The 24,847-nt window shown below is 68.8% G+C and carries 29 protein-coding genes; 14 read left to right on the top strand and 15 right to left on the bottom strand.

The annotated features are described in order from the left end of the window. The 12 genes from G7B71_RS13410 to G7B71_RS13355 form a co-directional block, all read left to right on the top strand. Window positions 1-489: hypothetical protein (locus G7B71_RS13410; RefSeq protein ID WP_166041711.1), on the top strand; the 489-nt coding region annotated here is incomplete at its 5' end. Beyond that, window positions 486-968 (top strand): hypothetical protein, encoded by a 483-nt coding sequence (locus tag G7B71_RS13405; RefSeq protein ID WP_166041709.1) that lies wholly within the window; start codon window positions 486-488, stop codon window positions 966-968. The genes G7B71_RS13410 and G7B71_RS13405, both read left to right, overlap by 4 nt. 25 nt (window positions 969-993) lie before the next feature. Further along, window positions 994-2,748, top strand: a complete 1,755-nt coding sequence (locus G7B71_RS13400; RefSeq protein ID WP_166041706.1) for a hypothetical protein — start codon at window positions 994-996, stop codon at window positions 2,746-2,748. 118 nt (window positions 2,749-2,866) lie between these two features. Continuing rightward, window positions 2,867-4,105, top strand: coding sequence for a TerD family protein (locus G7B71_RS13395; RefSeq protein ID WP_166041703.1), 1,239 nt, complete (start codon window positions 2,867-2,869; stop codon window positions 4,103-4,105). A 17-nt stretch (window positions 4,106-4,122) separates the two neighbouring features. Further along, on the top strand, window positions 4,123-5,247 hold the full coding sequence (locus G7B71_RS13390) for a DUF475 domain-containing protein (RefSeq protein ID WP_166041716.1): 1,125 nt from the start codon (window positions 4,123-4,125) through the stop codon (window positions 5,245-5,247). Window positions 5,248-5,274: 27 nt separating this feature from the next. After that, on the top strand, window positions 5,275-5,850 hold the full coding sequence (locus tag G7B71_RS13385; RefSeq protein ID WP_166041701.1) for a TerD family protein: 576 nt from the start codon (window positions 5,275-5,277) through the stop codon (window positions 5,848-5,850). A 50-nt stretch (window positions 5,851-5,900) separates the two neighbouring features. Then, window positions 5,901-6,473: a TerD family protein gene (locus tag G7B71_RS13380; RefSeq protein WP_166041698.1), complete on the top strand. Its 573-nt coding sequence runs from the start codon at window positions 5,901-5,903 to the stop codon at window positions 6,471-6,473. A gap of 4 nt (window positions 6,474-6,477) precedes the next feature. Next, complete coding sequence (locus G7B71_RS13375; RefSeq protein WP_166041696.1) at window positions 6,478-7,677, top strand: trypsin-like peptidase domain-containing protein; 1,200 nt, start codon at window positions 6,478-6,480, stop codon at window positions 7,675-7,677. 9 nt (window positions 7,678-7,686) lie between these two features. Next, on the top strand, window positions 7,687-8,784 hold the full coding sequence (locus tag G7B71_RS13370) for a phosphoribosyltransferase domain-containing protein (protein ID WP_166041694.1): 1,098 nt from the start codon (window positions 7,687-7,689) through the stop codon (window positions 8,782-8,784). Continuing rightward, the gene (locus tag G7B71_RS13365) at window positions 8,781-9,530 is read left to right on the top strand and encodes a hypothetical protein (protein WP_166041692.1); all 750 of its coding nucleotides are present in this window, start codon (window positions 8,781-8,783) and stop codon (window positions 9,528-9,530) included. The genes G7B71_RS13370 and G7B71_RS13365 overlap by 4 nt, the downstream gene beginning before the upstream one ends. Next, a complete protein-coding gene (locus G7B71_RS13360) occupies window positions 9,527-10,627 on the top strand; it encodes a cysteine protease StiP domain-containing protein (RefSeq protein WP_166041690.1) in 1,101 nt (366 codons plus the stop codon). Before G7B71_RS13365 ends, G7B71_RS13360 begins: the two co-directional genes overlap by 4 nt. A gap of 14 nt (window positions 10,628-10,641) precedes the next feature. Then, on the top strand, window positions 10,642-11,535 hold the full coding sequence (locus tag G7B71_RS13355) for an HpcH/HpaI aldolase/citrate lyase family protein (RefSeq protein WP_166041688.1): 894 nt from the start codon (window positions 10,642-10,644) through the stop codon (window positions 11,533-11,535). Here G7B71_RS13355 and G7B71_RS13350 read toward each other — a convergent pair. From G7B71_RS13350 to G7B71_RS13285, 14 genes are all read right to left on the bottom strand, one after another. Then, window positions 11,532-12,050 carry a hypothetical protein gene (locus tag G7B71_RS13350; protein ID WP_166041686.1) on the bottom strand — a complete coding sequence of 173 codons (519 nt, stop codon included), beginning with the start codon at window positions 12,048-12,050 and terminating at the stop codon, window positions 11,532-11,534. The genes G7B71_RS13355 and G7B71_RS13350 overlap by 4 nt on opposite strands. A 56-nt stretch (window positions 12,051-12,106) precedes the next feature. Further along, on the bottom strand, window positions 12,107-12,613 hold the full coding sequence (locus tag G7B71_RS13345) for an EF-hand domain-containing protein (protein ID WP_166041684.1): 507 nt from the start codon (window positions 12,611-12,613) through the stop codon (window positions 12,107-12,109). Between the two features lie 31 nt (window positions 12,614-12,644). Then, window positions 12,645-13,352, bottom strand: coding sequence for a tetratricopeptide repeat protein (locus G7B71_RS13340; RefSeq protein ID WP_166041682.1), 708 nt, complete (start codon window positions 13,350-13,352; stop codon window positions 12,645-12,647). A gap of 25 nt (window positions 13,353-13,377) precedes the next feature. Continuing rightward, window positions 13,378-14,400, bottom strand: coding sequence for a tRNA preQ1(34) S-adenosylmethionine ribosyltransferase-isomerase QueA (gene queA, locus G7B71_RS13335; RefSeq protein ID WP_166041680.1), 1,023 nt, complete (start codon window positions 14,398-14,400; stop codon window positions 13,378-13,380). A gap of 3 nt (window positions 14,401-14,403) precedes the next feature. Then, complete coding sequence (locus tag G7B71_RS13330; protein ID WP_166041678.1) at window positions 14,404-15,198, bottom strand: peptidylprolyl isomerase; 795 nt, start codon at window positions 15,196-15,198, stop codon at window positions 14,404-14,406. Window positions 15,199-15,253: 55 nt separating this feature from the next. Then, a complete protein-coding gene (gene coaD, locus G7B71_RS13325) occupies window positions 15,254-15,781 on the bottom strand; it encodes a pantetheine-phosphate adenylyltransferase (protein ID WP_166041676.1) in 528 nt (175 codons plus the stop codon). 13 nt (window positions 15,782-15,794) lie between these two features. Then, the gene (locus tag G7B71_RS13320) at window positions 15,795-16,694 is read right to left on the bottom strand and encodes a polyprenyl synthetase family protein (RefSeq protein ID WP_243406245.1); all 900 of its coding nucleotides are present in this window, start codon (window positions 16,692-16,694) and stop codon (window positions 15,795-15,797) included. A gap of 7 nt (window positions 16,695-16,701) precedes the next feature. After that, entirely contained in the window at window positions 16,702-16,962 is a 261-nt protein-coding gene (locus tag G7B71_RS13315; RefSeq protein ID WP_166041674.1) for an exodeoxyribonuclease VII small subunit, read from the bottom strand. A gap of 38 nt (window positions 16,963-17,000) precedes the next feature. Beyond that, window positions 17,001-17,345: a hypothetical protein gene (locus tag G7B71_RS13310; protein ID WP_166041672.1), complete on the bottom strand. Its 345-nt coding sequence runs from the start codon at window positions 17,343-17,345 to the stop codon at window positions 17,001-17,003. A gap of 11 nt (window positions 17,346-17,356) precedes the next feature. After that, entirely contained in the window at window positions 17,357-17,794 is a 438-nt protein-coding gene (locus G7B71_RS13305; RefSeq protein WP_166041670.1) for a hypothetical protein, read from the bottom strand. 92 nt (window positions 17,795-17,886) lie between these two features. After that, entirely contained in the window at window positions 17,887-19,032 is a 1,146-nt protein-coding gene (locus tag G7B71_RS13300; RefSeq protein WP_166041668.1) for an MBL fold metallo-hydrolase, read from the bottom strand. A 64-nt stretch (window positions 19,033-19,096) separates the two neighbouring features. After that, window positions 19,097-19,801, bottom strand: a complete 705-nt coding sequence (locus G7B71_RS13295) for a DUF1013 domain-containing protein (protein ID WP_166041666.1) — start codon at window positions 19,799-19,801, stop codon at window positions 19,097-19,099. 118 nt (window positions 19,802-19,919) lie between these two features. Then, window positions 19,920-20,960: a glycosyltransferase family 1 protein gene (locus G7B71_RS13290; protein ID WP_166041665.1), complete on the bottom strand. Its 1,041-nt coding sequence runs from the start codon at window positions 20,958-20,960 to the stop codon at window positions 19,920-19,922. Between the two features lie 11 nt (window positions 20,961-20,971). Then, the gene (locus G7B71_RS13285) at window positions 20,972-21,862 is read right to left on the bottom strand and encodes a UDP-2,3-diacylglucosamine diphosphatase (RefSeq protein WP_166041663.1); all 891 of its coding nucleotides are present in this window, start codon (window positions 21,860-21,862) and stop codon (window positions 20,972-20,974) included. A 138-nt stretch (window positions 21,863-22,000) separates the two neighbouring features. Between G7B71_RS13285 and G7B71_RS13280 the strand changes: the two genes are divergently transcribed. Further along, the gene (locus G7B71_RS13280; RefSeq protein WP_166041661.1) at window positions 22,001-22,576 is read left to right on the top strand and encodes a protein-tyrosine-phosphatase; all 576 of its coding nucleotides are present in this window, start codon (window positions 22,001-22,003) and stop codon (window positions 22,574-22,576) included. A gap of 105 nt (window positions 22,577-22,681) precedes the next feature. Here G7B71_RS13280 and G7B71_RS13275 read toward each other — a convergent pair whose 3' ends face one another. Then, window positions 22,682-23,851, bottom strand: a complete 1,170-nt coding sequence (locus tag G7B71_RS13275; protein WP_166041659.1) for an acetyl-CoA C-acetyltransferase — start codon at window positions 23,849-23,851, stop codon at window positions 22,682-22,684. An 81-nt stretch (window positions 23,852-23,932) separates the two neighbouring features. On the opposite strand from G7B71_RS13275, the gene G7B71_RS13270 reads away from it, so the two are divergent. Next, on the top strand, window positions 23,933-24,727 hold the full coding sequence (locus G7B71_RS13270; protein WP_166041657.1) for a thymidylate synthase: 795 nt from the start codon (window positions 23,933-23,935) through the stop codon (window positions 24,725-24,727). The last annotated feature ends 120 nt before the right edge of the window (window positions 24,728-24,847 follow it).

The following is a 24,847-nucleotide window of genomic DNA, read 5'->3' as shown; positions in this document are numbered from 1 at the left end:
AAATCATTTCACATAATTGGAGTTCAGACCTCTGCTCTTCCGATCTCCGGCGCCCAGCCGCGCGCCGTGCTCGCGGTCGGCGACAATGCCGCGCTGCCGGTCGCCCAGGCGATCGCCGCTCGCCCCGACTGCCAGGCCCGCTTCGGCGCCGCCGCCACCCGCCTCGCCGAGCTGATCCGCACCCTCAACGCGAGCCCCTCGGCGCTGTCCCAGGTCCGCGCCGACGCCAACGGGCGGGTCACCGAAATCCCGCCGCAGATCGCGCTCGGCGAAGGCACCGGCCACGTCATGGTGGTGATGGTCGGCCGCTATCGTCCCGGCGCGCCCGACACCCAGCCCTGCTCGCTGCGCGTCGCCGCGATCAACTTCCAGGCGCGCACCGGTGAAAACCGCACGCCCGCGCTCGGCTATGCAATGGCGCTGCTTCGCGGCGACACCACCCGCAACTGGTTCATGGGCGCCGCCTGCGCCCGGGAGCAGAATTCGTGAGCCGGCGGACACGCCGTGCCGCGCGCGCCGGCATCACCTCGTCCGCGCCGCGCATGCCGCTGCTGCCGGGCGCGGTCGGACTGTCCGCCATCGCGCTGCTCGCCGCCGCCTGGACGACGAGCTGGGCGCCCGGCGAAGGCCGCGGCGCCGAGCCGCCGACCGCCTTCACCGTCGAAATCCCCGCCGCCCGGCAGCGCGCCATCAACAGCTGGGAGCGCTTCTTCATCTGCTACGACCTGCTCGATCCGCAGATCGTCGACCTCACCCTGCGCGCCAACCAGCGCGCCACCGGCTCGCTCGATTTCCCGGGCGAGCGGGTCGAGGTCCAGCTTCCCGGCGCGCAGGCGCAAGACGCCGCCCCCACCCCCGCCGGCGGCGAGGACGAGCTGATCCGGGCACGCCAGTCGGTGCTCGATTCCGCGGTCCCCGCGCGCATGGCCCAGGTCCGCCAGCAATGCGTCGGCGGAACCGGCGGTTGATCTGCGGGATTGAGGCGGCATCCTGATGCCTGACGAGCCCGACCTTCTCGCCCCCGGCCCGGCGCCGCAGATCGGGCCCGATTTCCATGTGATCAGCCCGCTCGGCCGTATCGGCGACGGCCTCGTCTATGCGGCGCGCGACGGCCTGACCCGGGTTCGCCTGCGCGAATATGCCCCACTCGGCGTCGTCCGCCGCAGCCCCGACGGAGAGCTCGAGCCGACCGACGAGAAATTAGCCGCCACCTGGCGGGAAGGCCTCGCCCAATTCCTAGCCAAGGGTGATGCGCTGGCCGCGATCCGGCACCCGGGCATCGCCCCGATCGTCGCGACGAGGCCCGGCGGCTATCTCGTCGGCGAGCCGGTCGGCGAACCGCTCAGCGCCGCCCTCGCCCCCGGTCTCAAGCTCAGCCCCTACGAGATCCAGCTCCTCGCCCGCGACCTCGCCGCCGCCCTCGCCGAGGTCCACGCCCGCGGCCTCGTCCATCTCGACGTCAGCCCCGACACGGTCAGCATCGCCAGCGGCGCCGTCCAGCTCACCGATTTCGCGGTCGACAACCGCCCGTTCCTGCCGCTGCTCGAAAGCCAGGAGGGCTTGGTCCGGCCTGGCTACAGCCCGATCGAGCTCCACGACGGCACCCTCGCCGAGCCGCTCGGCCCGCGCGCCGACGTCTACGCCGCCTCGGGCCTCGTCTTCCGCCTCATTACCGGCCGCGATCCGGCGCCATGGCAGGACCGCTGGCGCGACCCTGATGCCTCGGAACTGCCCGAGCTCGACCCCTATCCGTCCGCCTTCCTCGCCGCGATCCGCCGGGGCATGGCGGTCGAGCCCGAGCAGCGCTTCGCCGACGCCGCTTCCTGGCTCGCCGCGATGGGCTCGCCGCCCGCTCCCCCCATCGCGCCGCTGAAGCGCGACATTCCGCCGGAGCCCGTGCCCGAGCCGGCGCCCAACGCCGCGCCGCCGCCTGCTCCGCCCCCACAACGCCGATCCTCTGCGACGCCCATTTTCATCCTCGCCATCATCCTGCTCGGCGCGGCGGTCGGCGCCCTCTATGCCTGGCAGCAGGGCTGGTTCGCTCCACCGGCCGAGGAGCAGACCGACAATCGCTCCGCCCCACTCCCGGAACCTCAGCGCGAGCCGGCCTCGCCGACTCTCCCGGAGATCCAGCCTGGCGGCACCGTCTCCGGCCTCCTCACCCGCAACGACGAGCGCCGCTCCGGCGGCGGCTATCAGGACAGCTTCACCCTGGCCGGCCGCCGCGGCCAGCGCCTCGAGCTGCGCCTCAGCTCAGGCGATTTCGACCCGCTCGTCGAGATCACCGGCCCGGGCTTCCGCGCCTCCAACGACGACGACGCCGACGCCGGCACACGCGACAGCCGACTCGTCGTCACTCTGCCGCGCGACGGCACCTACAGGATCAACGTCGCGGGCAGCAGGCCCGGAGCGACCGGCGCCTATCTGCTCGAGCTGGTCGAGCCGCCCCCCGAGCCCGATCGCGACATCGTCACGCTCGACCTCGGCCTGGCGTCCGGCCTCGCCGGCGAATGGCGCGCGCTGGACGACCCTGATTGCCAGGAGCCGGCGGTGAACACCGTCCTCGGCGATCAGCTGATCTCCCGAATCGGCGGCGACACCTATCGTCACCGCATCGTCCAGACCGGCAGCGGCGCGATCCGAACGATCGTGGTCGACGGAAGGCTCGAGGGCCGCGCTTTCGAGTTCCGGCTCGATCCGGATGGCGACGCCTACGAGATCGCGGGGGAACGCTGGGTCCGCTGCTGAGCGGCCCGAAAATGGTTGCGCCTCCGGTGAGGCCTGCCCTACCTGATCCATGACGGGTCGGGCCGCGAGTCCGGCCGGTGGCCTGAGCTTTTGCCGAACTGCCATCACGGGGGACTTCATGGAGCTTCAGCAAGGCGCGAACACTTCTGTCGGAAGCGGTGCCCTCACGATCGCGGTCGAGCTTTCCGCGCCGTCCGGCCTGGACTCCGACGTCTCCGCCTATCTGCTCGGCGACAACGGCAAGGTCCGCGGCGACCACGACATGATCTTCTACAACCAGCCGAGCGGCGCCGACGGCGCGGTGAAGCTGGCTGACAAGTCGGCGAGCGGCGCCAGCTTCGATGTCGACACGTCGCGTCTGCCCGCCGGCATCGCCAAGATCGTCTTCTGCGTCACCATCGACGAGGCGCAGGCCCGCAAGCAGACGCTCGCCCAGCTCAGCAACGCCCGCATCGTCGTTCGCCGCGGCGGCGACACGGTCGCCAGCTTCGCGCCCCAGCTGTCCGGCGCCAGCGAAGCCGCGATGACCTTCGGCGAGCTCTACAAGCGCAACGACGAGTGGAAATTCCGCGCCGTCGGCCAGGGCTTCAACGGCGGCCTCGGGCCGCTCGCCCGCTCCTTCGGCATCGATGTCGCGGACGAAGCGCCGGCTCCGCCGCCGCCCCCTCCACCTCCGCCGCCCCCTCCGCCCCCTCCGCCTCCTCCTCCGCCTCCGCCGCCGCCGCCGCCGCCGCCAGCACCGGCGCCAGCGCCGAGCCCGGTCAATTTGTCGAAGGTCACGCTCGACAAGCCCGGCCAGTCGGTCAGCCTGGAGAAGCGCGGCGGCTCGTTCGGCGAGATCGTCGTCAACCTCAACTGGAGCCGCGGCAAGAAGAGCTTCTTCGGCGGCACCAACGCCATCGACCTCGACCTGGGCTGCCTGTTCGAGATGAACAATGGCGCGATTGGCGTCGTCCAGGCGCTTGGCCGCGTGTTCGGCGCCTATCACCAGCCGCCCTTCATCCAACTGGACGGCGACGACCGCACCGGCGACGTCTCGAAGGGCGAGACGATGCGGATCAACGGCGCCTACTGGAACGACCTCAGGCGCATCGCGATCTTCGCCAACATCTACGACGGGGTTCCGAACTGGAGCGCCACGGACGGCGTGGTCAGCGTGTCGATGCCCGACCAGCCGCCGATCGAGGTACGCATGACCGAAGGCCGCAACGACATGCGGCTGTGCGGCGTCGTCCTTCTCGAGAATGTCGGCGGGCAGCTGCGCGCCACCCGCATCGTCCAATATTATCGTGACCAGAGCGAGCTGGACCGCGCCTATGGCTGGGGCCTGCGCTGGACCACGGGCCGCAAGGATTAAGGAAGCACCCCGACGTGATCAGAAAATATTATACCGGCTCGATCCTCTTCACCCTCTTCTGCCTGGCGCTCGGCGCCTGGGTCGGCTGGGAGTATAGCGACGGCAATATCGTCGGCACGCTCGCCATCCTGTGGATCGTTCTGGTCCTCGGCGTCCTCGAGGTTTCGCTGTCCTTCGACAATGCGGTGGTCAACGCCACCGTGCTCAAGGACATGGACGAGAAGTGGCGCCGGCGCTTCCTGACCTGGGGCATCGCCATCGCCGTGTTCGGCATGCGCATCATCTTCCCGGTCGCGATCGTCGCCATCGCGGCGAGCCTGGGGCCGATCGAGGCGGTCCGCCTCGCGGCGACCCAGCCGGATCTCTACGAGCAGTATATCAACGACGCCCATGTCGGAATCGCCGGCTTCGGCGGCGCCTTCCTCGCCATGGTCGGCCTCAAATTCTTCTTCGACTCCGACAAGGAAGTGCACTGGATCGCGGTCATCGAATCGCATCTCAGCAAGCTGTCGAGCGTGACTGCGGCCGAGGTCGCGGTTCTCCTGGGCGCCTTGTGGGCGATCTCCTCGACCCTGCCGGTCGAGGACGCCAACACCTTCCTCATCGCCGGGATCGCCGGCCTGCTCACCTTCATCGGCGTCCAGGCGATCGGCGAGCTGCTCGAAGGCGAGGAGGACGTCGTCACCGGCCAGGTGGTGCGCTCCGGCGCCGCGTCCTTCCTCTACCTGGAAGTGCTCGACGCCAGCTTCTCGTTCGACGGCGTGATCGGCGCCTTCGCGCTGTCCAACAACATCTTCATCATCGCCCTCGGCCTCGGCATCGGCGCGATGTTCGTCCGCTCGATGACGATCATGCTGGTCGATAAGGGCACTCTGTCGGAATATCGCTATCTCGAGCACGGCGCCTTCTGGGCGATCATGGCGCTGGCCGCGATCATGCTTCTGTCCGCCAACGAGGCCGTCCACATTCCGGAGACGATCACCGGCCTGATCGGCGCCGTGCTGATCGGAACCGCCTTCTGGTGGTCGGTCCGGCACAATCGCCGGAATCCCGAGCCGGCAGAGGCCGATCCGGTGAAGCCGACGGGCGCCCATGGCGACAGCACCGACACGCTCGGGCCGACCGAATCCAAGCCGATCTGATCACGAACAAGCGAGGGGAGACGCACCATGTCGATCAGCCTGTCCAAAGGCGCCAACATCAGCCTTTCCAAGGAGGCCCCCGGCCTCAGCAAGATCCAGGTCGGCCTCGGCTGGGACACGCGCAGCACTGACGGCCAGGATTTCGATCTCGACGCCAGCTGCTTCCTGCTCGCCGCCGGCGACAAGGTGCGCTCCGACGCCGACTTCATCTTCTACAACCAGCTCAAGTCGTCCGACGGCTCGGTCGAGCATACCGGCGACAACCTCACCGGCGAGGGCGAAGGCGACGACGAGGTGATCAAGGTCGACCTCAGCCGGGTGCCGGCCGAGATCCAGAAGGTGTCGGTCGCCGTCACCATCCACGACGCCGAGGGCCGCCGCCAGAATTTCGGAATGGTGACCAACGCCTTCATCCGCGTCGTCAACGAGGCCAACGGCAGCGAGATCACCCGCTACGACCTCAGCGAGGACGCCTCGACCGAGACTGCGATGATCTTCGGCGAGCTCTACCGCCATGGCGAGGAGTGGAAGTTCAAGGCGGTCGGCCAGGGCTATACCGGCGGCCTCGGCCCCCTCGCCCGCAATTTCGGCGTCAACGTCTGACGCGGATTCGTGACGGGGGCAAACAACCTACGTCGAAAAGGAGCAATTAGATGGGTGTGTCACTTTCCAAGGGCGGCAATGTCAGCCTCAGCAAGGAGGCGCCGGGCCTGCAGACGGTCCGGGTCGGCCTGGGCTGGGACGTGCGCGCCACTGACGGCCAGGCCTTCGACCTCGACGCCAGCGCCTTCATCCTGAACGGCGACAAGGTTCGCAGCGACGCCGACTTCATCTTCTACAACAACAAGAACGGCGCCAACGGCGCGGTCGTCCACCAGGGCGACAACCTCACCGGCGAAGGCGAAGGCGACGACGAGGTCGTCATTGTCCAGCTCTCGAAGCTGCCGCCTGACGTGACCAAGATCAGCTTCGCGGTCACGATCCACGACGCCGACAACCGCCGCCAGAATTTCGGCATGGTCTCGAACGCCTTCATCCGCGTCGTCAACGACGCCGGCGGCGCCGAGATCGCCCGCTACGACCTGTCGGAAGACGCCTCGACCGAGACCGCGATGATCTTCGGCGAGCTCTACCGCCATGGCGAGGAGTGGAAGTTCAAGGCGATCGGCCAGGGCTTCGCCGGCGGCCTCGGCCCGCTCGCCCGCAACTTCGGCGTGAACGTCTAAGCTGATGACCGAGCTGGTCCCAGGCCAGCGTGTCGAGCTTCACGAGCCGGTCGTCGAGCTGCGCCTTTCGGGCGCGCGGCTCGGCGACCTCTCGCGCTCCCTCGGCGGCCTGCTGATCGCGCTCGACCAGCACAAGCGCATCGCCCCCGACTTCGCGCCGATCGACATCGAGACCCGCGAGCTTCGCCCGGGCGCCGGCTACGGCCCCAACGGCGAGATCTGCCTCGATCTCGCCGCGGTGCCTCCGCAAGTCGAGCGGCTCATTTTCGTCCTCTACCTCGCTTATGGCGGTCCCGCTCAAAGCCTGCGCGAGTTCGAGCGGCTGAGCCTGTCGGTCGGCCAGTACACCGTCACTATGGACCTCGCCGGCCGCGACGAGAGCGCGGTCATTTTCGCCGAGGTCTATCGCCGCGGCCAGGGCTGGCGGCTCTGCTCCAACGGCCAGGGCTTCGTCGGCGGCATGGGCGCGCTCCTGTCGGCGCTCAACATCGACTTCGCCATTCCCGCGCGCGCCCACCGCGACGTCGGCCCGTCGCCCGGCCATCACGACCACGGCCGCGACCACCGCCCGCCGCCGGGCACCAGCTATACCGGCAGCGGCTTCGCGGTCGACGGCCGCCACATCCTCACCAACGCCCATGTCGTCGAGGGTATGTCGAAGTTCGACGTCGCCAGCGACCAATTGAACGCCGCCGCCGAGCTCGTCTTCGTCGACCCGCGCAACGACATCGCCCTGCTCCGAGTGCCCGACCGGCCCCTCCCCGTCGCCTGCTCCTTCCGCGACGTCTTCGACATCCACCTGGGCGAGGACGTCATCGTCCTCGGCTTCCCGCTCCAGGGCCTGCTCGGCTCCGGCCCGCAGGCGACCACCGGCAACGTCTCGGCCCTGTGCGGAATCGGCAACGACACCAGCGTCATGCAGTTCTCAGCGCCGATCGCCAGCGGCAACAGCGGCGGGCCGATCCTCGACCAGTCCGGCCAGGTCGTCGGCCTCGTCTATTCCTCGCTCAACAAGGAGCGGCTTCGCGACGGCGGGATCAACGCCGAGAACATCAATTTCGGCGTGAAGGGCGCCGTCATCCGCGCCTTCCTCGCCACCGCCGGAATCGAGCCGCGCGTCGCCCCCAGCGGCCCGCCGCGCGGCCGCGCCGACATCGTCCGCGAAGCCCGCGCCTTCATCTACCGAATTCGCTGCGAAGCTTGAGCCGGGCCCATGGAAACGCGCGAGGTCGAGCTTCCGACCGGAACCCTGTCGCTGTCCGTCGAGCGCGCGCTTTGGCCGCTCGACGCGCTGTGCGACTTCGCCACCCGGCGCAATCCCAAGCGCGCCTTCCTGATCGTCTCGAAGGTGCTCGGCCGCCACATCCCGGCCGCGCCTTCGCTGATGCGCCAGTCGATGCGCGACCTCGCCGCTCAGATCCCGCACGACCTCCCCGGCCCGGTCCTCGTCGTCGGGCTGGCCGAGACCGCGGTGTGCCTCGGCCAGGGCGTCTATGAGGAGCTGGCGCGGCGGCCGCGCTGGGACGGCCTCTACCTCCACTCCACCCGCCAGCAGGTCGACGCGCCCTTGCTGTGCCGCTTCGAGGAGCCGCACAGCCACGCCTCGGCCCACCTCATCTACCGGCCCGAAGGCTTCGACCTCGACCGGGTGCGCTCGCTCGTCCTCGTCGACGACGAGATCTCGACCGGCAACACCCTCGCCAACCTCGCCGCCGCCCTCGCCGGGCACCTGCCCAGCCTCGAGCGCATCGTCGCCGCCTCGCTCACCGACTGGTCGGGCGGCCGCGACTGGCTCGGCCGCATGCCGCGCCCCGCGTCCAGCGCGAGCCTGCTCAGCGGTCGCATGTCCTGGCAGCCGAATGGCGAGGCGATGGACGTCGAGGCTTCCACGTTCGACAACGCAGCGCCGAAGCTCGGCACCCTGGATCAGCGCCAAAACTTCGGCCGCCTCAGCTGGCGCGGCGAGGCGCTGCCGCTGCCCGCCCCGCAAGTCCCCGCTGGCGCGCCCGTCCGGGTCGTCGGCACGGGCGAGTTCACCTACCCCGCCTTCCTCCTCGCCGAGCGGCTTGAGCAGGCCGGCCACGACGTCGTCATGCATTCGACGACGCGCAGCCCCGCCCTACCCGGCGGCGCGGTCCGCCACATCCTCAATTTCCGCGACAATTACGCGCCCGAAATCGCCAACTTCCTCTATAATTGCGAGCCCGGCAGCGGGCGCGTGTCGCTGATCTGCCACGAAACGCCGGGCATAGACCCGGAACTGGCGGGCGCGCTCAATGCCCTGTGCCTCGATTTTGGAGCGGTGACGTGAGAGCGATAGCCCTGGTCGATCTCGACGACACCCTGTTCCAGACCCTGCGCAAATGCCCGCCCGACGTGCCGCAGGACCGGCTCGTGCCGCTCGGCTTCGCCCGCGACGGCTCGCCTTTGAGCTACGCCACCCCCCGCCAGGTCGCGATGATCGAATGGCTGGCGGAGACCGCCTGGCTGGTGCCGGTCACCGCGCGCAGCCGCGACGCGCTGATGCGCGCCCATATTCCCTTCTCCGCCGCCATCGCCGCCCATGGCGGGGTCATCCTCGGCGAGGACGGGAGGCCCGACGCCGACTGGCATGCCCATATCTCGGCCCAGGCCAAGGCTTGCGCGAGCGCCCTTCACACCCTGCGCGATCGCATCGCATTGGAGGCGGAGGAGCGCCGCGCCGACCTGCGCGTCCGAGTGCTCGATGAGGAAGGCGTCGGCCTCTACGTCCTCGCCAAGCATCAGGAGACCGACGAGGGCGCTCTGCACGCCACCGTCGACGCGGTGCTGGACGAGGTGCCGGCCGGCTGGACCGTTCACCGCAACGGCAACAATGTCGCGGTGATGCCGCCGTGGCTCGGCAAGCAGCATGCGGTGGCGGCGCTCCTGCCCCGCCTCCGCGCCGCTCATCCCGACGCGCCGGTGATCGGCATCGGCGACAGCGTCACCGACGCGCCCTACATGGCGCTGTGCGACTATGCGATGATGCCTCAGGGCTCGCAGCTCGCCCGCGCCGCGCTGGAGCCTTTGCTGTGACCGCCGCCCCCGCCCGCGCAACCGAGCCGCCTTTCTCCGGCAGCTACGCGCCCGAGGACGTCACCTTCCTCCTCAAACCCGCCGAGCTCGCCCCGGTCGACGTCGCCACCAAGGAAGCGCTGATCCAGTCCGGCAGGCGCCATTATTCCGAGATGCTGTCGCCGGAATCGCCCCCCGGCGACGACTATCTCCGCCTCTACGAGCAGGCGCTTGCCCGCAACGGCGCCCGCCTCGCCCAGGACGTCGTCGACCTCGCCGGCGCCCTCGCCGAGCGCGCCGGCGACCGCGACGAAGTCGTCATCGCCTCCCTCGCCCGCGCCGGCACGCCGATCGGAGTCCTGCTCCGCCGCGCCCTCCTCCGCCTCGGCAAGCGCCCGAGCCATTACTCGATCAGCATCATCCGCGACCGCGGCATCGACCGCGAGGCGCTTCGCCACATCGCCGAGCGCCACGATCCGAGCGACGTCGTGTTCGTCGACGGCTGGACCGGCAAGGGCACCATCACCCGCGAGCTCCACGCCAGCCTCGCCGACCGCCCGTTCGGGTTAGCGCCATTCCTCGCGGTCGTCGCCGATCCCGCCGGCTGCGCCGACCTCGCACCGAGCGACGAGGATTATCTGATCCCCTCGGGCCTGTTGAACGCCATCGTCTCCGGCCTCGTCAGCCGCTCGGTGCTCAACGACGACCTCGTCGGCCCCGGCGATTTCCACGCCTGCGTCTACTACCGCCACTTGGCCGCGCAGGACCGCTCGCGCGACTTCATCGAGCAGATCGATGCGCTGATGAGCGCCATGCAGCCGCGCCAGCTCGCACCGAGAAACTCGGCCGCCCGCGCCGCGGCCTGCGAGGACATGGTGGGGCGGATCATGGCCGATTGCGGCCTCGCCGACCGCAACCGGATCAAGCCCGGGGTTGCCGAGGCGACCCGCGCCGTCCTCCGCCGGGTCCCCGATCGCCTGCTGATCAAAGACAGCATGGACCCGGACGTCGCCCACCTCGTTCTACTCGCTCGTGAGAGAGACGTAACGATCCACCCCTTGCCCGGAAGCCATGGCTACCGGGCGGTGGCGGTGATCCGAAGTCTCGGCCTGGACTGACGGGAGGGGCAGGCATGGACGCACTTGAACTCGGCGCGACTCTCTACGTCCCAGCGACTCGCACCGACCTGTTCGACATCGTCAGCGGCCGCCGCCACCCCGGCCTGCGCTCCGCGGTGCTCTGCCTGGAAGATTCGATCCGCCCGGCCGACGTTCCGCAGGCACTCACCAACCTGGCCGTTCTGCTCGAACGCCTCGGCGAGGAACAGGCGCGGCTGCCCGTCTTCATCCGCCCGCGCGACGACAGGATGCTCGCGCATATCCTCGGCTTCGCAGGCATCGAGGCGATCCAGGGCTTCGTCATCCCCAAGGCGACCGCCGACAGCCTGCCTTCCTATCTGCGCGCGCTCGCCAGCGACGCGCACCTGCTGATGCCGACGCTGGAGACGCGCGAGGCGTTCGACCAGGCCGAGCTCGCCCGCATGCGCGAGCAACTGCTCGCCATCCAGGAGCGCATCCTGTGCATCCGCATCGGCGGCAACGACCTCCTGCACACGATCGGGGCGCGCCGTTCCGCGGTTCGCACCGCCTATGAAGGCCCGCTCGGCGGCACCATCGCCGGCCTGGTCACCGCCTTCGCGCCGTTCGGCTTCGCGCTGTCCGCGCCGGTGTTCGAGCATTTCGACAGCCCGGACCTGCTGCGCGAGGAAGTCGAGCATGACATCGAGCACGGCCTGCTCACCAAGACCGCGATCCACCCGGCACAGATCGAGGTGATCCAGTCCGCCTACCGGGTCCGCGCCGCCGAGCTCGCCGAGGCGCGTGAGATCCTCTCGGGCGACCGCGGCGTCTTCGCTCTCAACGGCTCGATGTGCGAGCCCGCGACTCACCGCCGCTGGGCCGAGGCGGTCGTGAAGCGCGCCGCCATTTACGGCGTGCATCCGGAGGCTGTCGCCGCAGCCGTCTAGACTGGGCCGAACGGGTCCTTGGACTGGTCGTAATAGAGGTCCACGAAGCGGATATTCTCCGCAAACTTGTTGATGTCGCCCTTAGCGAGCTGGCTTCCGATCTCGCGCAGCCGGGCGAGCAGCTTGTCGAGGCTCTCGTTCAAGAGGAAGCTGGCCGACTTGCCGGTCTCGCGGAACACCTCGGCGCGGTGGTCGGGCGGGATTTCGATATAGGATTTGAGCAGGGTCGGCAGATGGGTCGCCTTGATTCGGCCGAGCTCGTCGAGCTCGACCTGCATCTTGCGCGTTGCGGCCGCGCGCTCGAGCTCGCCGATCTGGTCTCGGATCAGAACGACGCGCTCCCAGGACGAGGTCGGCAGCTTCTCGCGCCACTCAGCCGTCAGCTTCTCCTCGCGGCGGCGCGATTCCGGGCTCTGCCAGATGTCGTCGGGCACCTCCTCGACCGCGGGCCCGGGCGTCGGCTGCGGGCTCGCGAAGAAGTCGCGCAGGCTGTCGAAAAGGCCCTTTTTGGTCACTCCCCAAACCTAGGGAAGAGCCGGCGGCTGCGAAAGGGCCTTGCTCGGCGATCGGCTCAGCGCTGGATGGCCCGGCGCCGCGGAGTGCGCTCGCGCGGCAGCGGCGGCAGGCGCGGCTGGCTGACCGTCAGAAGCTCGGCGTGGCTGATCGCGCCGTCGGAATCGCGGTCCAGCCTCACGAAATGGCGGCCGAACTCGGCGAGAAGCTCCTCGCGCGCGATTCGGTCGTCGCCGTCGGCGTCGATCGCATAAGGCCCCGGCAGGGCCGTCGCGCTACCCAGCCAGACCGTCGCCCAGCCCGAATATTCGATATAGCCGAGCTGGCCGTCGCCATCGCGGTCGGCGGCGGCGAAGCTGCGCAGCAGCGCCTCGTTGAGCTCGACCCGGCTGGTGCGGCCGTCGCGGTCGGCGTCGAACGAGGCGATGGCGAGGCCGATCGGCTCGGCGGTCTCGCTGATCGGCACCGCGCTCACCCCCTCCGGCGGCTCACCGGGGCGGACCTCGACCGGTGCCTCGGGCTGCGCGGCGGCAATCAATGCGACAAGACTGAGCAGGATGGGCAAGGCGCTTCCTTCGGGAACGAGGGGACCGGCCTCAACCGGCGGGACTGGCGACCCGCTCGCGGCGGCGGTAGCTTTGCAGCAGCTGGTTGGCGCGGGTCACCGCCGCCTGCATCTGCTGAGGCGGCAAGTTGAGCCCGGCGATCGCGTCGCGCGCGCGGCTGTCGCGCATCGCCTGGGCGGCAAGGAACCAGGCCGCCGCCTCGTTTGGCGACGCCGCGACGCCGAGGCCGTTCTGATAGAGCAATCCGACCCCGAGGAAGCCGGCGCCGCTGCCGAGCTCCGCGGCACGGCGATAATAGCGCATCGACTGGACGTAATCGGGGCGCACGCCGCGGCCGTTGGCGTACATCACGCCCAGGCTGACATGGGCGTTGACGTCGTCATTGCCGGCCGCCTGGCGGAACAGCCGAAGCGCCTCGCCGGGGTTCTCGGGAACGCCCTGGCCGAGGTCATGCATCACCCCCAGGCGCCACTGGACGCTGGGATTGTCGCGGACGACCCGGCGATAATATTCGGCGGCGCGGGCATAGTCCTGCCGGACATGGCGGCCGGTGTCGTAGAACCAGCCGAGCAGGGCCACGGCATCCTCGTCGCCACGCCCGGCAGCCGCCTGGACGCGCTCGAACGCCTGCGCTTCCTGTCCCTGGGCGAGCAGCCGCCGGGCCTCGTCGGTCGCCGGCGATGCGAGCGCCGCGGAGGCGGTGGCCAGGCTGAGCGCCATCAGGAAGGACCGAAGCATCGTCACTCCTCGAGCAATTTCAACACTATGGCAGCAGCAGGCTGGCGTCGCCATAGGAGTAGAAGCGATAGCCCCGCGCGATCGCATGGGCATAGGCCTCGATCATCCTTTCTCTGCCCATCAGGGCTGAAACCAGCATGAACAGGGTCGATCGCGGCAGGTGGAAATTGGTGACGAGGCCGTCGACCGCGCGGAAACGGTAGCCCGGCGTGATGAAGATTGCGGTGTCGCCCTCGAACGGGCGGACCAGGCCGTCCTCGCCCGCGGCGCTCTCGATCAGGCGAAGAGAAGTGGTGCCGACCGCAATGACCCGGCCGCCCGCGGCGCGAACCTGGTTGAGGCGGTCGGCGGTGGCGGCGTCGATTCGGCCCCATTCGCTGTGCATCACATGATGCTCAGTGTCGTCGGCCTTGACCGGCAGGAAGGTGCCGGCGCCGACGTGGAGCGTCAGCGTGACGTGCCCGATCCCGGCCTCGTCCAGCGCGGTCATCAGCCGCGGCGTGAAATGAAGCGCAGCGGTCGGCGCGGCGACGGCGCCGGCCTCGCGCGCGAACATCGTCTGATAGTCGGCCTGATCGCGGTCATCGGTCGGCCGGCGCGATGCGATATAGGGCGGCAGCGGCATCGTTCCGGCCCGCTCGAGCAGCAGCTCCACCGGCTCGTCGCCGTGGAAGCAGAGCAGCGCCGAGCCGTCGTCGCCCTTGTCGAGCGCGGTGGCATGGACGCCGGCGCCGAAATCTATGACGTCGCCGACCCGTACGCGCTTGCTGTTGCGCAGGAAAGCGCGCCATTCGCGTACGCCCTCGCGCTTGTGCAGCGTCGCGCCGATGCTGGCCTCGCCGCGCTTGCCCTCCAGCTGCGCCGGGATCACCCTTGTGTCATTGAAGACGAGCAGGTCGCCGGCCCGGAGGAGCGACGGCAGGTCGCGCACCGAATGGTCGGCGAGCTCTTCCCCGACGACCAGCAGCCGCGCGCTATCGCGCGGCTCGGCGGGCCGAAGCGCGATCCGGTCGGTCGGAAGCTCGAAGTCGAAAAGGTCGACGCGCACCGATCAGTTTTGCGGGGTTGTCGTCCCCGGAGCCTGCTGCGGCGGCACCTGGCGCTGGGTCGGGCTGCCGGTCAGCGACGGCACGTTCATGACGGTGAGCCCGCCGGGCTGAGCCGGCGCGGGCGGCGCGTTGGCCGCGGCGATCTCGGCGGCGGTCGGCGGCGGCACATTGTCGGCGCCGATCGACGCGCGGACGATCCGGGTCGGCTGGGCCGGCGGCTCGCCGCGGGTGATGCGGTCGACCACGTCCATGCCGCCGACGACTCGGCCGAATACGGTATAGTCGCGGTCCATCGACAGGCGCGGCACGAACATGATGTAGAACTGGCTGTTGGCGCTGTTCGGATCCTGGGTGCGCGCCATCGCGACGGTGCCGCGCAGGTGGGGCAGGTCGTTGAATTCGGCGGTGAGATCGGGAAGGTCCGACTGGCCGGAGCCGGTGCCGGCGGGGTCGCCGCCCTGGGCCATGAAGCCCTCTATCACGCGGTGGAACGTCAGGCCGTTGTAGAAGCCGTTGCGGGTCAGGGTCTTGATCCGCTCGACATGGCCCGGCGCCGCATCGGGGCGAAGCTGGATCGACACCCGGCCGCCATTGGACAGGTCGAGGACCCAGGTGTTCTCCGGCTGAAGCGCCGGCGTCGTGGTGGCGACACGGTTCGCCGGGATGACGAAAATCGGGGCGACGGTGTTCACCGGCTCCGGGGGGCGGCGACGCTGGCCCTGGCCGCCCTGCGCCAGTGCCGGGTCAACCACCGCCAAAGCCACAAGGGCGGCAGCCAACATCTTGAAACGCTTCATCTAATTCGATCCCACCCGATTCTCATGGAGAAGCGGCATATTAGCCGCTTGCGCGTCAGCCCTCAACCGTCCGGCCGATCCGTTCCACGCGCGCGCGCACCTGATCGGCGACGCTGGGCGTGACGAAGCGGCTGATCTCTCCGCCATAGAGCGCGATCTCCTTAACCAGACGTGACGCGATCGGCTGAAGAGCGACGTCCGCCATCAGGAAGACGGTCTCGATGTCGTCGTTGAGCTGCTGGTTCATGCCGGCCATCTGATACTCATATTCGAAGTCGGCGACCGCCCTCAGTCCGCGGATGATGATGCTCGCCCCCTCGCGCTCGGCGAAGTGCATGAGCAGCGAATCGAACGCGACGACGTGGATCTCCGTCGCGGCGCCGTCGACCCCGTCAACGATGCCGTCGACCTCGCGGCGGACCATGTCGAGCCGCTCGTCGAGCGTGAACATCGGCGATTTCGACGCATTGGTGGTGACGCCGATCACCAGCCGGTCGACGAGATGCGCGGCCCGGCGGATGATGTCCATGTGCCCGAGCGTTACGGGGTCGAAGCTGCCTGGATAGACTCCGGTCCTGACCATCCCCCTGCCCCTCTTAATGGTCGCGCGTGACGGCGAAGCGCGCGATGTCGCGCAGAAGCTCGGCTTCCTCGCCGAACGTCTGGAGATGCTCGATCGCCTGGCCGACCAGCAGGTCCGCCTGCTGCCGCGCCCGCTCGGGGCCGAGCAGCGACACGAAGGTCTCCTTGCCGGCCTCGCCGTCCTTGCGGACCCGCTTGCCGGTCCGCGCCTCCTCGCCCTCGACGTCGAGCAGGTCGTCGGCGATCTGGAAGGCGAGGCCGAGGTCGCGGGCATAGCCGCGCAGGCTCGTTCGACCCTCCGCCGGCACCCGCCCCATGATCGCCGCCGCTTCAAGGCACCAGCCGATCAGGGCGCCGGTCTTGAGCTGCTGAAGCCGGGTGACCCCGGACAGGTCGAGATCGCCGCCGCCCGCCGCCAGGTCCATCATCTGACCGCCCGCCATGCCGGCCGGCCCGGACGCCCTCGCCAGCTCGGCGATCAGCTCGGCGCGGACGAACGGGTCCTCATGGGTCGAATCGCCGGCGAGCACCTCGAAGGCGAGCGCGTAGAGCGAGTCGCCGGCGAGGATCGCGGTGCTCTCGTCGAACGCGCGGTGGACGGTCGGCTTGCCGCGGCGAAGATCGTCATCGTCCATGCACGGCAGATCGTCGTGGATCAGCGAGTAGACATGGATGCACTCGACCGCGAGCGCGGCGCGGACGGCGCGCGCGGGATCGACCTTGAACAGCCGGCACCCCGCCGTGACGAGCAGTGGCCGAAGCCGCTTGCCGCCGCCGATCGCCGCATAGCGCATCGCCTCGTAGAGGCGCGCGCGCGAATCCGGCGGGACCGGCAGGAGCGAGTCGAAGGCGCGGTCGATGTCCGCCGCGACGAGCTCACGTGCCTCTTGGAGCCGGTCGGGGGCCTCGGTCACGCGAAGATCAGCCGTCGCCAAACGGCACCGTTCCCGAAGGCGCGCCGTCGCGGCCGAGCGTGATCTTCTCGATCCGCGCCTGCGCCGCCGCCAGCCGCGCCTCGCATTGCTGCTTCAGCCGGTCGCCCTCGGCATAAAGAGTGATCGCCTCGTCGAGCGGCGCCTCGCCGCTCTCGAGCTTGCGCACGATCTCCTCGAGCCGCCGCAAGGCGGCCTCGAACGAGAGTTCGGCAACGGCAGTGTCTGTCGACGGGGTGGGTTCAAGCATCCCGTCTCGAATGGACGGCGTCTGCTAGGCGGTCAAGGTCAGCCGGTTCTTGCGCCCGGGAGAAAGGTCCCGATCGCGGTGTTGATCACCAGGTCGACCAGCGCGTCCCGAGCGCGCTGGAGCCGGGCGAGCTCCACCCCTGCGATCATAAGGCCGCGGATTTCCGCCGCGTCCTTCATCCCCTTGATGAGAAACTCAAAGTCAGCCGCGCTGAGTTCTCCGCGAGCAAGCTGGCCGCCCCATCGTTCCACGTCCTTCGCACGTTCTAGTGCATAGGCCTTCATATCGTCGATGCCGCGCTTCTTGGCACCCTTCACATATTCCGAAGCAATACCGACGATGCCTTCGCCCACTTCCTTCAAGAAGCCTTCAATTTTGGACATGTCTCCCCCCGTCAGCAATCCGTGTCCTTGCCTTTGTTGGCTTCCAGGCAAATGATGTCGTCAAAGGCTCCCGAAGTCTGACGTCGAGCCTCATCGACGAAGGTTGCCCCCAACGTTCTTTCGCGCTTCCATCGTTCGAAAAAGCCGCCTGCGAGGTTTCCTTGAGGGTTCAGCAGGATATCCCACTGGGCTGCGCTTAATCGGTTACGCGGCATGCCTGCCGCAAATTCGCGCGCTGAAGAAAGTCGCACTCGCAGACGTTCAACTTCGTCCTCGTGACTCTCGTACGGCTCTGTCGCCTTTGCCATCATTGCCAAAGTCTCAGCCTTGAGCTCGGTGGCATAGCGGTATGATTCTAAACTATAATCCGCGATGAGCGGCGTACAGGCTACTGCCACAACGCTGATGATCAAGAGAAGTAGACGTTTCGACTGATCTAACACGATCATAGACCGGCTCCCCCTACCACAGGGATATGGTGGGCGTATTTGATCAATACAGCAAGTGAAACTGCGCTACTGGAAGGACGGAAGACTTCAGGTCACGCGGCACTGTACCAGAACACGCCGTCGCGCACCTCGCGGACGGCGCGGCCGGTGACTTCGAGGTGGCGCAGGTGGGCCAAAGCTTCGCCGGTGGCGAGGCCGTAGACGCTGTCGTCGATCGCACGCCCGAACAGGATCGGGAAGCAGTCGACCGCGCGCTTCGGCTCGGCGAGGCGCTTGACGAGCGCGTCGAGGCGGCCGTGATGGCCCTTGGCGAGGACGTCGAGGCGGGCGTGGAGGCCGGTGAACGGCTCGCCATGGGCGGGAAGCACGAGCAGGCCGGGGTCAAGCGCCTTCAATTTGTCGATGCTGGCGAGCCAGTCGCCGAGCGGGTCGCTTTCGGGCTCGCTGAGGCTCAGCGACACGTTCGAGGTGATCCGCGGCAGCACCTGGTCGCCGGCGATCATCACGCCGCCTTCGCCATCGACCAGACAGGCATGTTCCGGCGAATGGCCGTTGCCGGTGACGATCCGCCATTTGCGGTTCCCGATCGGAATGACGTCGCCGTCCTGCATGCGGATGATGCTGACCGGCACCGCGCTCACCGCGGAGGCGAAGCGCCCCCAGCCCTTGGCCGCTTCCGCAGCGATCCGCTCCTCGGTCCAGCCGGCGGCGCGCTGATAGGCGGCGGCCTCGGGCGGCGGGACTTCGCGCACGTCGAGCGTCAGCATGCGCGCGAACAGCCATTCGCCGCGCGTCATCCACAGGCGCACGCCGAACCGCTCGCAGAGCCAGCCGGCGAGGCCGATATGGTCGGGATGGAAATGGGTGCAGATGATCCGGGTGACGGTGCGCTCGGCCAGCGGCCCGGTGAACAGCGCTTCCCACGCCTCGCGCGCGACCGGGATATTGAGGCCGGTGTCGACGAGCGCGACTCCCCCTGCCCCGGACTCCGATCCGGGGTCGCCATCGTCCAAAGCCCAGACGTTGATGTGCTTGAGCGAACCCGGCACCGGCAGCCGTGCCCAGCCGATTCCCGGCGCGATCTCGATCAGCTCGCCCAGCTCCGGCGCCTGGTGCCCCCGGGGATAAATGAGGCCGCGGTGGCTGGTCGGCTCAGGCCCGGTCAGGGAAATGTCGGGCGCAGAGGGACCGCGTCCCGTTTGGGCTGAGCCTGTCGAAGCCCTGACCTCTTCTTCCATGCCCATGGCAAAGCAGAAGGTCAGGCCTTCGACAAGCTAAGTTTCATGCAGAAACCGAGTCGCCTCAGCGCTCGGCCGAGTCCTCGTTCGCCGGAGCCGCATCGGCCGGATCGCCGACGCCCCACAGCTGCTGCTCGGCGGTCAATGCGACCTCGGCCACGCGGTGGGCGGCCTCGCGCTCGGCGCGAAGCTCCTCGATGAGCGCCTCGCGGTCCTGCTGGATGCGCGGATCCTGCGGCGCAGCCTCGATGCCCGCCTGCTTGGCCGCCTTGGCGACCGCGGCGTCGAGCTCGCGCTGGCTGGTGAGGCCGAGCGTGACCGGGTCCTTGGGCTGGATGTTGGCGATGTTCCAGTGGCTCCGCTCGCGGATCGCCTGGATCGTCGAGCGGGTGGTGCCGATGAGCTTGCCGATCGCGCCGTCCGAAAGCTCGGGATGGTTGCGGATCAGCCAGGCGACGCCGTCCGGCTTGTCCTGGCGCTTGGACACCGGCGTGTAGCGCGGGCCCTTGGTGCGCACGGCCTTGTCCGGCTCGCGCTGAAGCTTCAGGCGGTAGTTCGGGTCGGCCTGGCCGCGGTCGATCTCCTCCTGGGTGAGCTCGCCCGAGCGCAGCGGGTCGCGGCCGGTCAGCTTGGTCGCGGCGGTGTCGTCGGCGATCGCCTGCACTTCCAGGATGTGAAGGCCGCAGAATTCGGCGATCTGCTGGAACGTCAAAGCGGTGGTCTCGACCAGCCAGCTGGCGGTCGCGTGGGGCATGAGCGGCTGGGCCATCTCTCCCTCTCCTCATGGGCTAGAAACGATAAGGGCCGCCCCGTCACGGAGCGGCCGCTTGTGGCGCAGACCTTAGGCCGATGGCAGTGCGCGCGCAAGCGGAACCCGTTGGGGGGACTCAGGCCTCAACGAAGACGGCGGACGCCTGCTCCGCCGGCTCGTGGTCGATCGGGAACAAGGCCTCGAGGAATTGCCGCGCGCTCTCGTCCCAGCCGAAATGGCCAGCATAGGCGGCGCAGGCGGCGCGGTCGCGGGTCAGCGCCTGCGCGGTCGCCCGCGCGAGGTCGTCGTCCATCGCGGCGACCTGGTCGGTGAGGACGTCGATCGGACCTTGCACCGGATAGGCGGCGACGGGCGTGCCGGCGGCAAGCGACTCGATCAGGACCAGGCCGAACGTGTCGGTGCGGCTCGGAAACACGAAGACGTCGGCGCTGCGATAGGCGGCGGCGAGATCGGCGCCGGCGATCTTGCCGAGAAAGCGGGCCTCCGGGAATCTTGCCTTGCAGGCCTCGAGCGCCGGGCCGTCGCCGACGACGACCTTCGTGCCCGGGTGGTCGAGCGTCAGGAACGCCTCGACGTTCTTCTCGACCGCGACCCGCCCGACATAGAGCAGAATCGGGCCGGCCAGCCCGTCGAACGCCGGATGGCGCGGCCCGTCGGCCGTGAACAGCTTCAAATCGACGCCGCGGCCCCAGTGACGGGTGTGGGGGATGCCGTTGTCGTGAAGCTGTTTCTCGACGGTCGGCGTCGACACCATGACCGCCTTGGCGGGCGCGTGGAACCAGCGGATATAGCGCCAGAACCATCGCGCCGGCAGTTTGGTGCGCTTGGCCACGTAATCGGGGAACTGGGTGTGGTAGGCCGTCGTGAACGGCAGTCCGTGCTTGATGCAGTGGCGGCGCGCGGCGAGCCCGAGCGGACCTTCGGTGGCGACGTGGATCGCGTCCGCGTCCGCTTCCTCGATCCGTCTGCCGACGCTCGCGGCCAAAGCGAGTCGGATCTCCGGGTAGGTCGGGCACGGCAGCGAGCGGAACTGGTCGGGCGCGATCACCTCGACATGATGGCCCATCTGCTCGAGCTCGTGGCGAACCGCCTGGAGCGTGCGCACGACACCGTTGACCTGGGGCGCCCAGGCGTCGGTGACGATGAGGATTTTCACGGCGGCAACCGCTATGCCGCCGCCTTCAGCTTGAGCTTCACCGGCTGGGTGACCCGCTTCTTGATCTCGTCCGGCCAGTGCAGGATCTCCATCGTTCCGTCCGCATGCTCGACCAGGGCCGTGCAGCCTTCGACCCAGTCGCCGTCATTGTAATAGACGGTACCGCCGAAATCGCGAATCTCGGCGGTATGGATGTGTCCGCAGACGACCCCGTCGACGCCCTTGCTCCTGGCCTCGTGAGCAAGCGCCTCCTCGAACCGCGAGATCACCGAGACGGCGCTCTTCACCTTGTGCTTGGCGTGCTTCGACAGCGACCAATATTCCATGCCGAAGAAGCGGCGGAACATGTTCACCGCGACATTCAGCTGCATCAGGGTGCGGTAGGCCCAGTCGCCGAGGAAGGCGAGCCAGCGGTGGGCGAGGACGATGGCGTCGAACTCGTCGCCGTGCACGACCAGCAGCTTGCGCCCGTCGGCGGTGGTGTGGACCGCCTTCGGCTGGATCTCGACCCCGCCGAAATTCATGCCCGCGAACTGGCGGAACATCTCGTCATGGTTGCCGGGGATGTAGATCACACGGGTTCCGCGGATGGCGCGCTTCATCACCCGGCGAACGATCGCGCTGTGGCGCTCGGGCCAGTAGTAGCGCTTGCGCATCCGCCAGCCGTCGATGATGTCGCCGACCAGATACAGGGTCTCGCTGTCGACATGGTCGAGGAAGTCGATGAGCATGCGGTCGTTGCAGCCGCGCGTGCCGAGATGGACGTCGGAGATCCAGATGGTCCGGTAGCGCCGCCGCGGCTCGCCTGAGGGGCCGAGGCCCTCATCGTCTTCCGCGGGCGCCTTGCGCAGGTCGGCAAGCTCGCTCCTGGCGAGGTCGCTCAGCCGCGTCACCGAGTTCATCACTTCCTCTCCCGCCGCCTCGACCCGCTCCCTATCGCTTATTCTTGTTACAATTTGAACTGCTCAACACGACAGCTTGGTGACGCATAGAATGGACGGGATTGCGCCCTGCCCTGCGGCTGCTAGCGTGACGCCGCGATGATCGACTGGACGGTCCGGCAGACGATTTGCGGGCTCGACGAGCTCGATGCGCTGGGCCGCGCCGAGGTGACCCACTTGTTGTCGATCCTCGATCCGGATCACCCCGAGCCGTCCGCGTTCAACGCGGCGCCGCCGCAGCGCCGGCTGACCCTGCGCTTCCACGACGTCATCCTGCCCTTGCCCGGCATGGTCATGCCGACTCGCGACGACATGGCCGCCCTTCTCGAGTTCGGCCGCGCCCTACCGGCGCGCGACCCTGCCCATCTCCTCATCCATTGCCATATGGGCATTTCGCGCTCGACCGCGGCGATGGTCGCGGTGATCGCCCAGGCGCATCCGGGCGCCGGCGAGGACGAGGTCGTCGCGCAGATCGAGTCGGCCCGCGCCAAGGCGTGGCCCAATTCGCTGATGATCCGTCACGCCGATGCGATGCTCGGCCGCGACGGCCGCCTCGTCGCCGCCGTCGGCCGGCTCTACCGCCGCCAGCTCGAGCGCCACCCGCAATTCGCCGAGCCGCTCCGCCAGGGCGGCCGCCTCTGCGAGGTCGAGATGGCCGAGGCGGCGGAAGGCTAGGAAGGGCCACCCCTCGCCCCTCCGCGAAGGCGCGGAGGGGAGCGTCTGTGGCGGCACTCCCCTCCAGCCCTTGCTGGAGGGGCCGGGGGTGGCCCCTCTTTCTTCCTAAACCGCCTCGACGATCGTCACATTGGCGGTGCCGCCGCCTTCGCACATGGTCTGCAGGCCCCACTTCTTGCCGCGCCTGCGAAGCGCGTGGACCAGCGTCGCCATCAGCTTCGTCCCCGACGCGCCGAGCGGGTGGCCGAGCGCGATCGCGCCGCCATTGACGTTGAGCCGGTCCGGGTCGGCGCCAGTGTGCTGGAGCCAGGCGAGCGGCACCGGCGCGAACGCCTCGTTGACCTCGAACAGGTCGATGTCGCCGATGCTCATGCCCGCCCGCTGAAGCGCGCGATCAGTCGCATAGAGCGGCTCCTCGAGCATGATCACCGGGTCGCCCGCGGTGACCGTCAGGTTGTGGATCCGCGCCAGCGGAGTCAGCCCATGCGCCTTCACCGCCTCGGCCGAGGCGATCATCACCGCGCTGGCGCCGTCGCAGATCTGGCTGGCATTGGCCGCCGAGATCACCCCTTCCGGGCTGAGCAGCTTCACCGAGGCGATGCCCTCATAGGTCGCGTCGAAGCGGATGCCCTCGTCGCGATCGTGCATCTCCTTGCCGTCCGGCCCGTCGACCTCCAGAGCCACGATCTCGTCGCCGAAATCGCCGCGCTGGGTCGCCGCGATCGCCCGCTCGTGGCTGGCGAGCGCGTAGCGGTCGAGCTTCTCACGGTCGTATCCCCATTTCCTGGCGATCATCTCGGCGCCGATGAACTGGCTGAACTGGATCCCGGGATATCTGGCCTCCTGCCCCGGCGACTTGGGCCCGCCGAGCCCTTCCTTCATGAACAGCATCACCGTCGAGCCCATCGGCACCCGGGTCATGCTCTCGACGCCCGCGGCGATGACCACGTCCTGGGTGCCGCTCATCACCGCCTGGGCGGCGAAATGGATCGACTGCTGCGAGCTGCCGCACTGGCGGTCGACCGTCACCGCCGGCACATGCTGCGGCAACCTGGAGGCGAGCACCGCGTTGCGGCCGACCTGGAAGCCCTGCTCGCCGCCCTGGCTGACGCAGCCCATGATGACGTCGTCGACCGCAGCCGGGTCGATCCCGCTGCGCTCCACCGCCGAATCGAGCACCGCCGCCGCCATGTCGACCGGGTGCCAGCCCGCGAGCCTTCCGCCCTTGCGCCCGCCCGCCGTCCGGCACGCCGCGACGATATAAGCTTCCGCCATCTCACCCGCTCCTCGACTTATCCCCGGCCCTTGCCTTTAGCAGCCTTGTCCCGCTTGGCGAGCCGCCATAGTCGTAGGGCCATGCAGGCCTATCACGACCTCCTCCAGCGCATCCTCGACGAGGGCGTGGCGCAGCAGGACCGCACCGGCGTCGGCACGCTCAGCGTGTTCGGCCACCAGATGCGCTTCGACCTGTCCGAGGGCTTCCCCCTCGTCACCACCAAGAAGCTCCACCTCAGGTCGATCATCATCGAATTGCTGTGGTTCCTGCGCGGCGACACCAACGTCAAATGGCTTCAGGACCGCCGGGTCAGCATCTGGGACGAATGGGCCGACGAGAGCGGCGACCTCGGCCCGGTCTACGGCAAGCAATGGCGCGACTGGGAGGGCCCCGGCGGAGTCCATATCGACCAGATCGAGGCGCTCATCGACCTCATCAACCGCGATCCCGCCTCGCGCCGCCAGATCGTCAGCGCGTGGAACCCGGCCGAGCTCCACAAGATGGCGCTCGCCCCCTGCCACTGCCTGTTCCAGACCCAGGTCGCCGACGGCAAGCTGAACCTCCAGCTCTACCAGCGCAGCGCCGACGTCTTCCTCGGAGTGCCGTTCAACATCGCCAGCTACGCCTTGCTCACCCACATGCTCGCCCAGCAATGCGGCCTCGAGCCCGGCACCTTCGTGTGGACCGGCGGCGACTGCCACCTCTATTCCAACCATCTCGACCAGGCGCGCCTCCAGCTCACCCGCGACCACCGGCCGCTGCCGACGCTCCACATCCTGCGCAAGCCGGACTCGATCGACTCCTACGACTATGAGGATTTCGAGATCCTCGGCTACGATCCCCATCCCCACATCAAAGCCGAGGTCGCGGTCTAGCTCCCCTCCCGCTTGCGGGAGGGGCTGGGGGTGGGCATGGCCGGGGCATGACTGATGCTGGCAGCCCCACCCCCGACCCCTCCCGCAAGCGGGGGGGGGGAATCCGAATTACCCTGGGTG

The sequence above is a fragment of the Sphingosinicella sp. YJ22 genome, assembly GCF_011320075.1.
Lineage (GTDB): Bacteria > Pseudomonadota > Alphaproteobacteria > Sphingomonadales > Sphingomonadaceae > Allosphingosinicella.
This window is presented reverse-complemented; position numbering and strand designations above follow the sequence as displayed.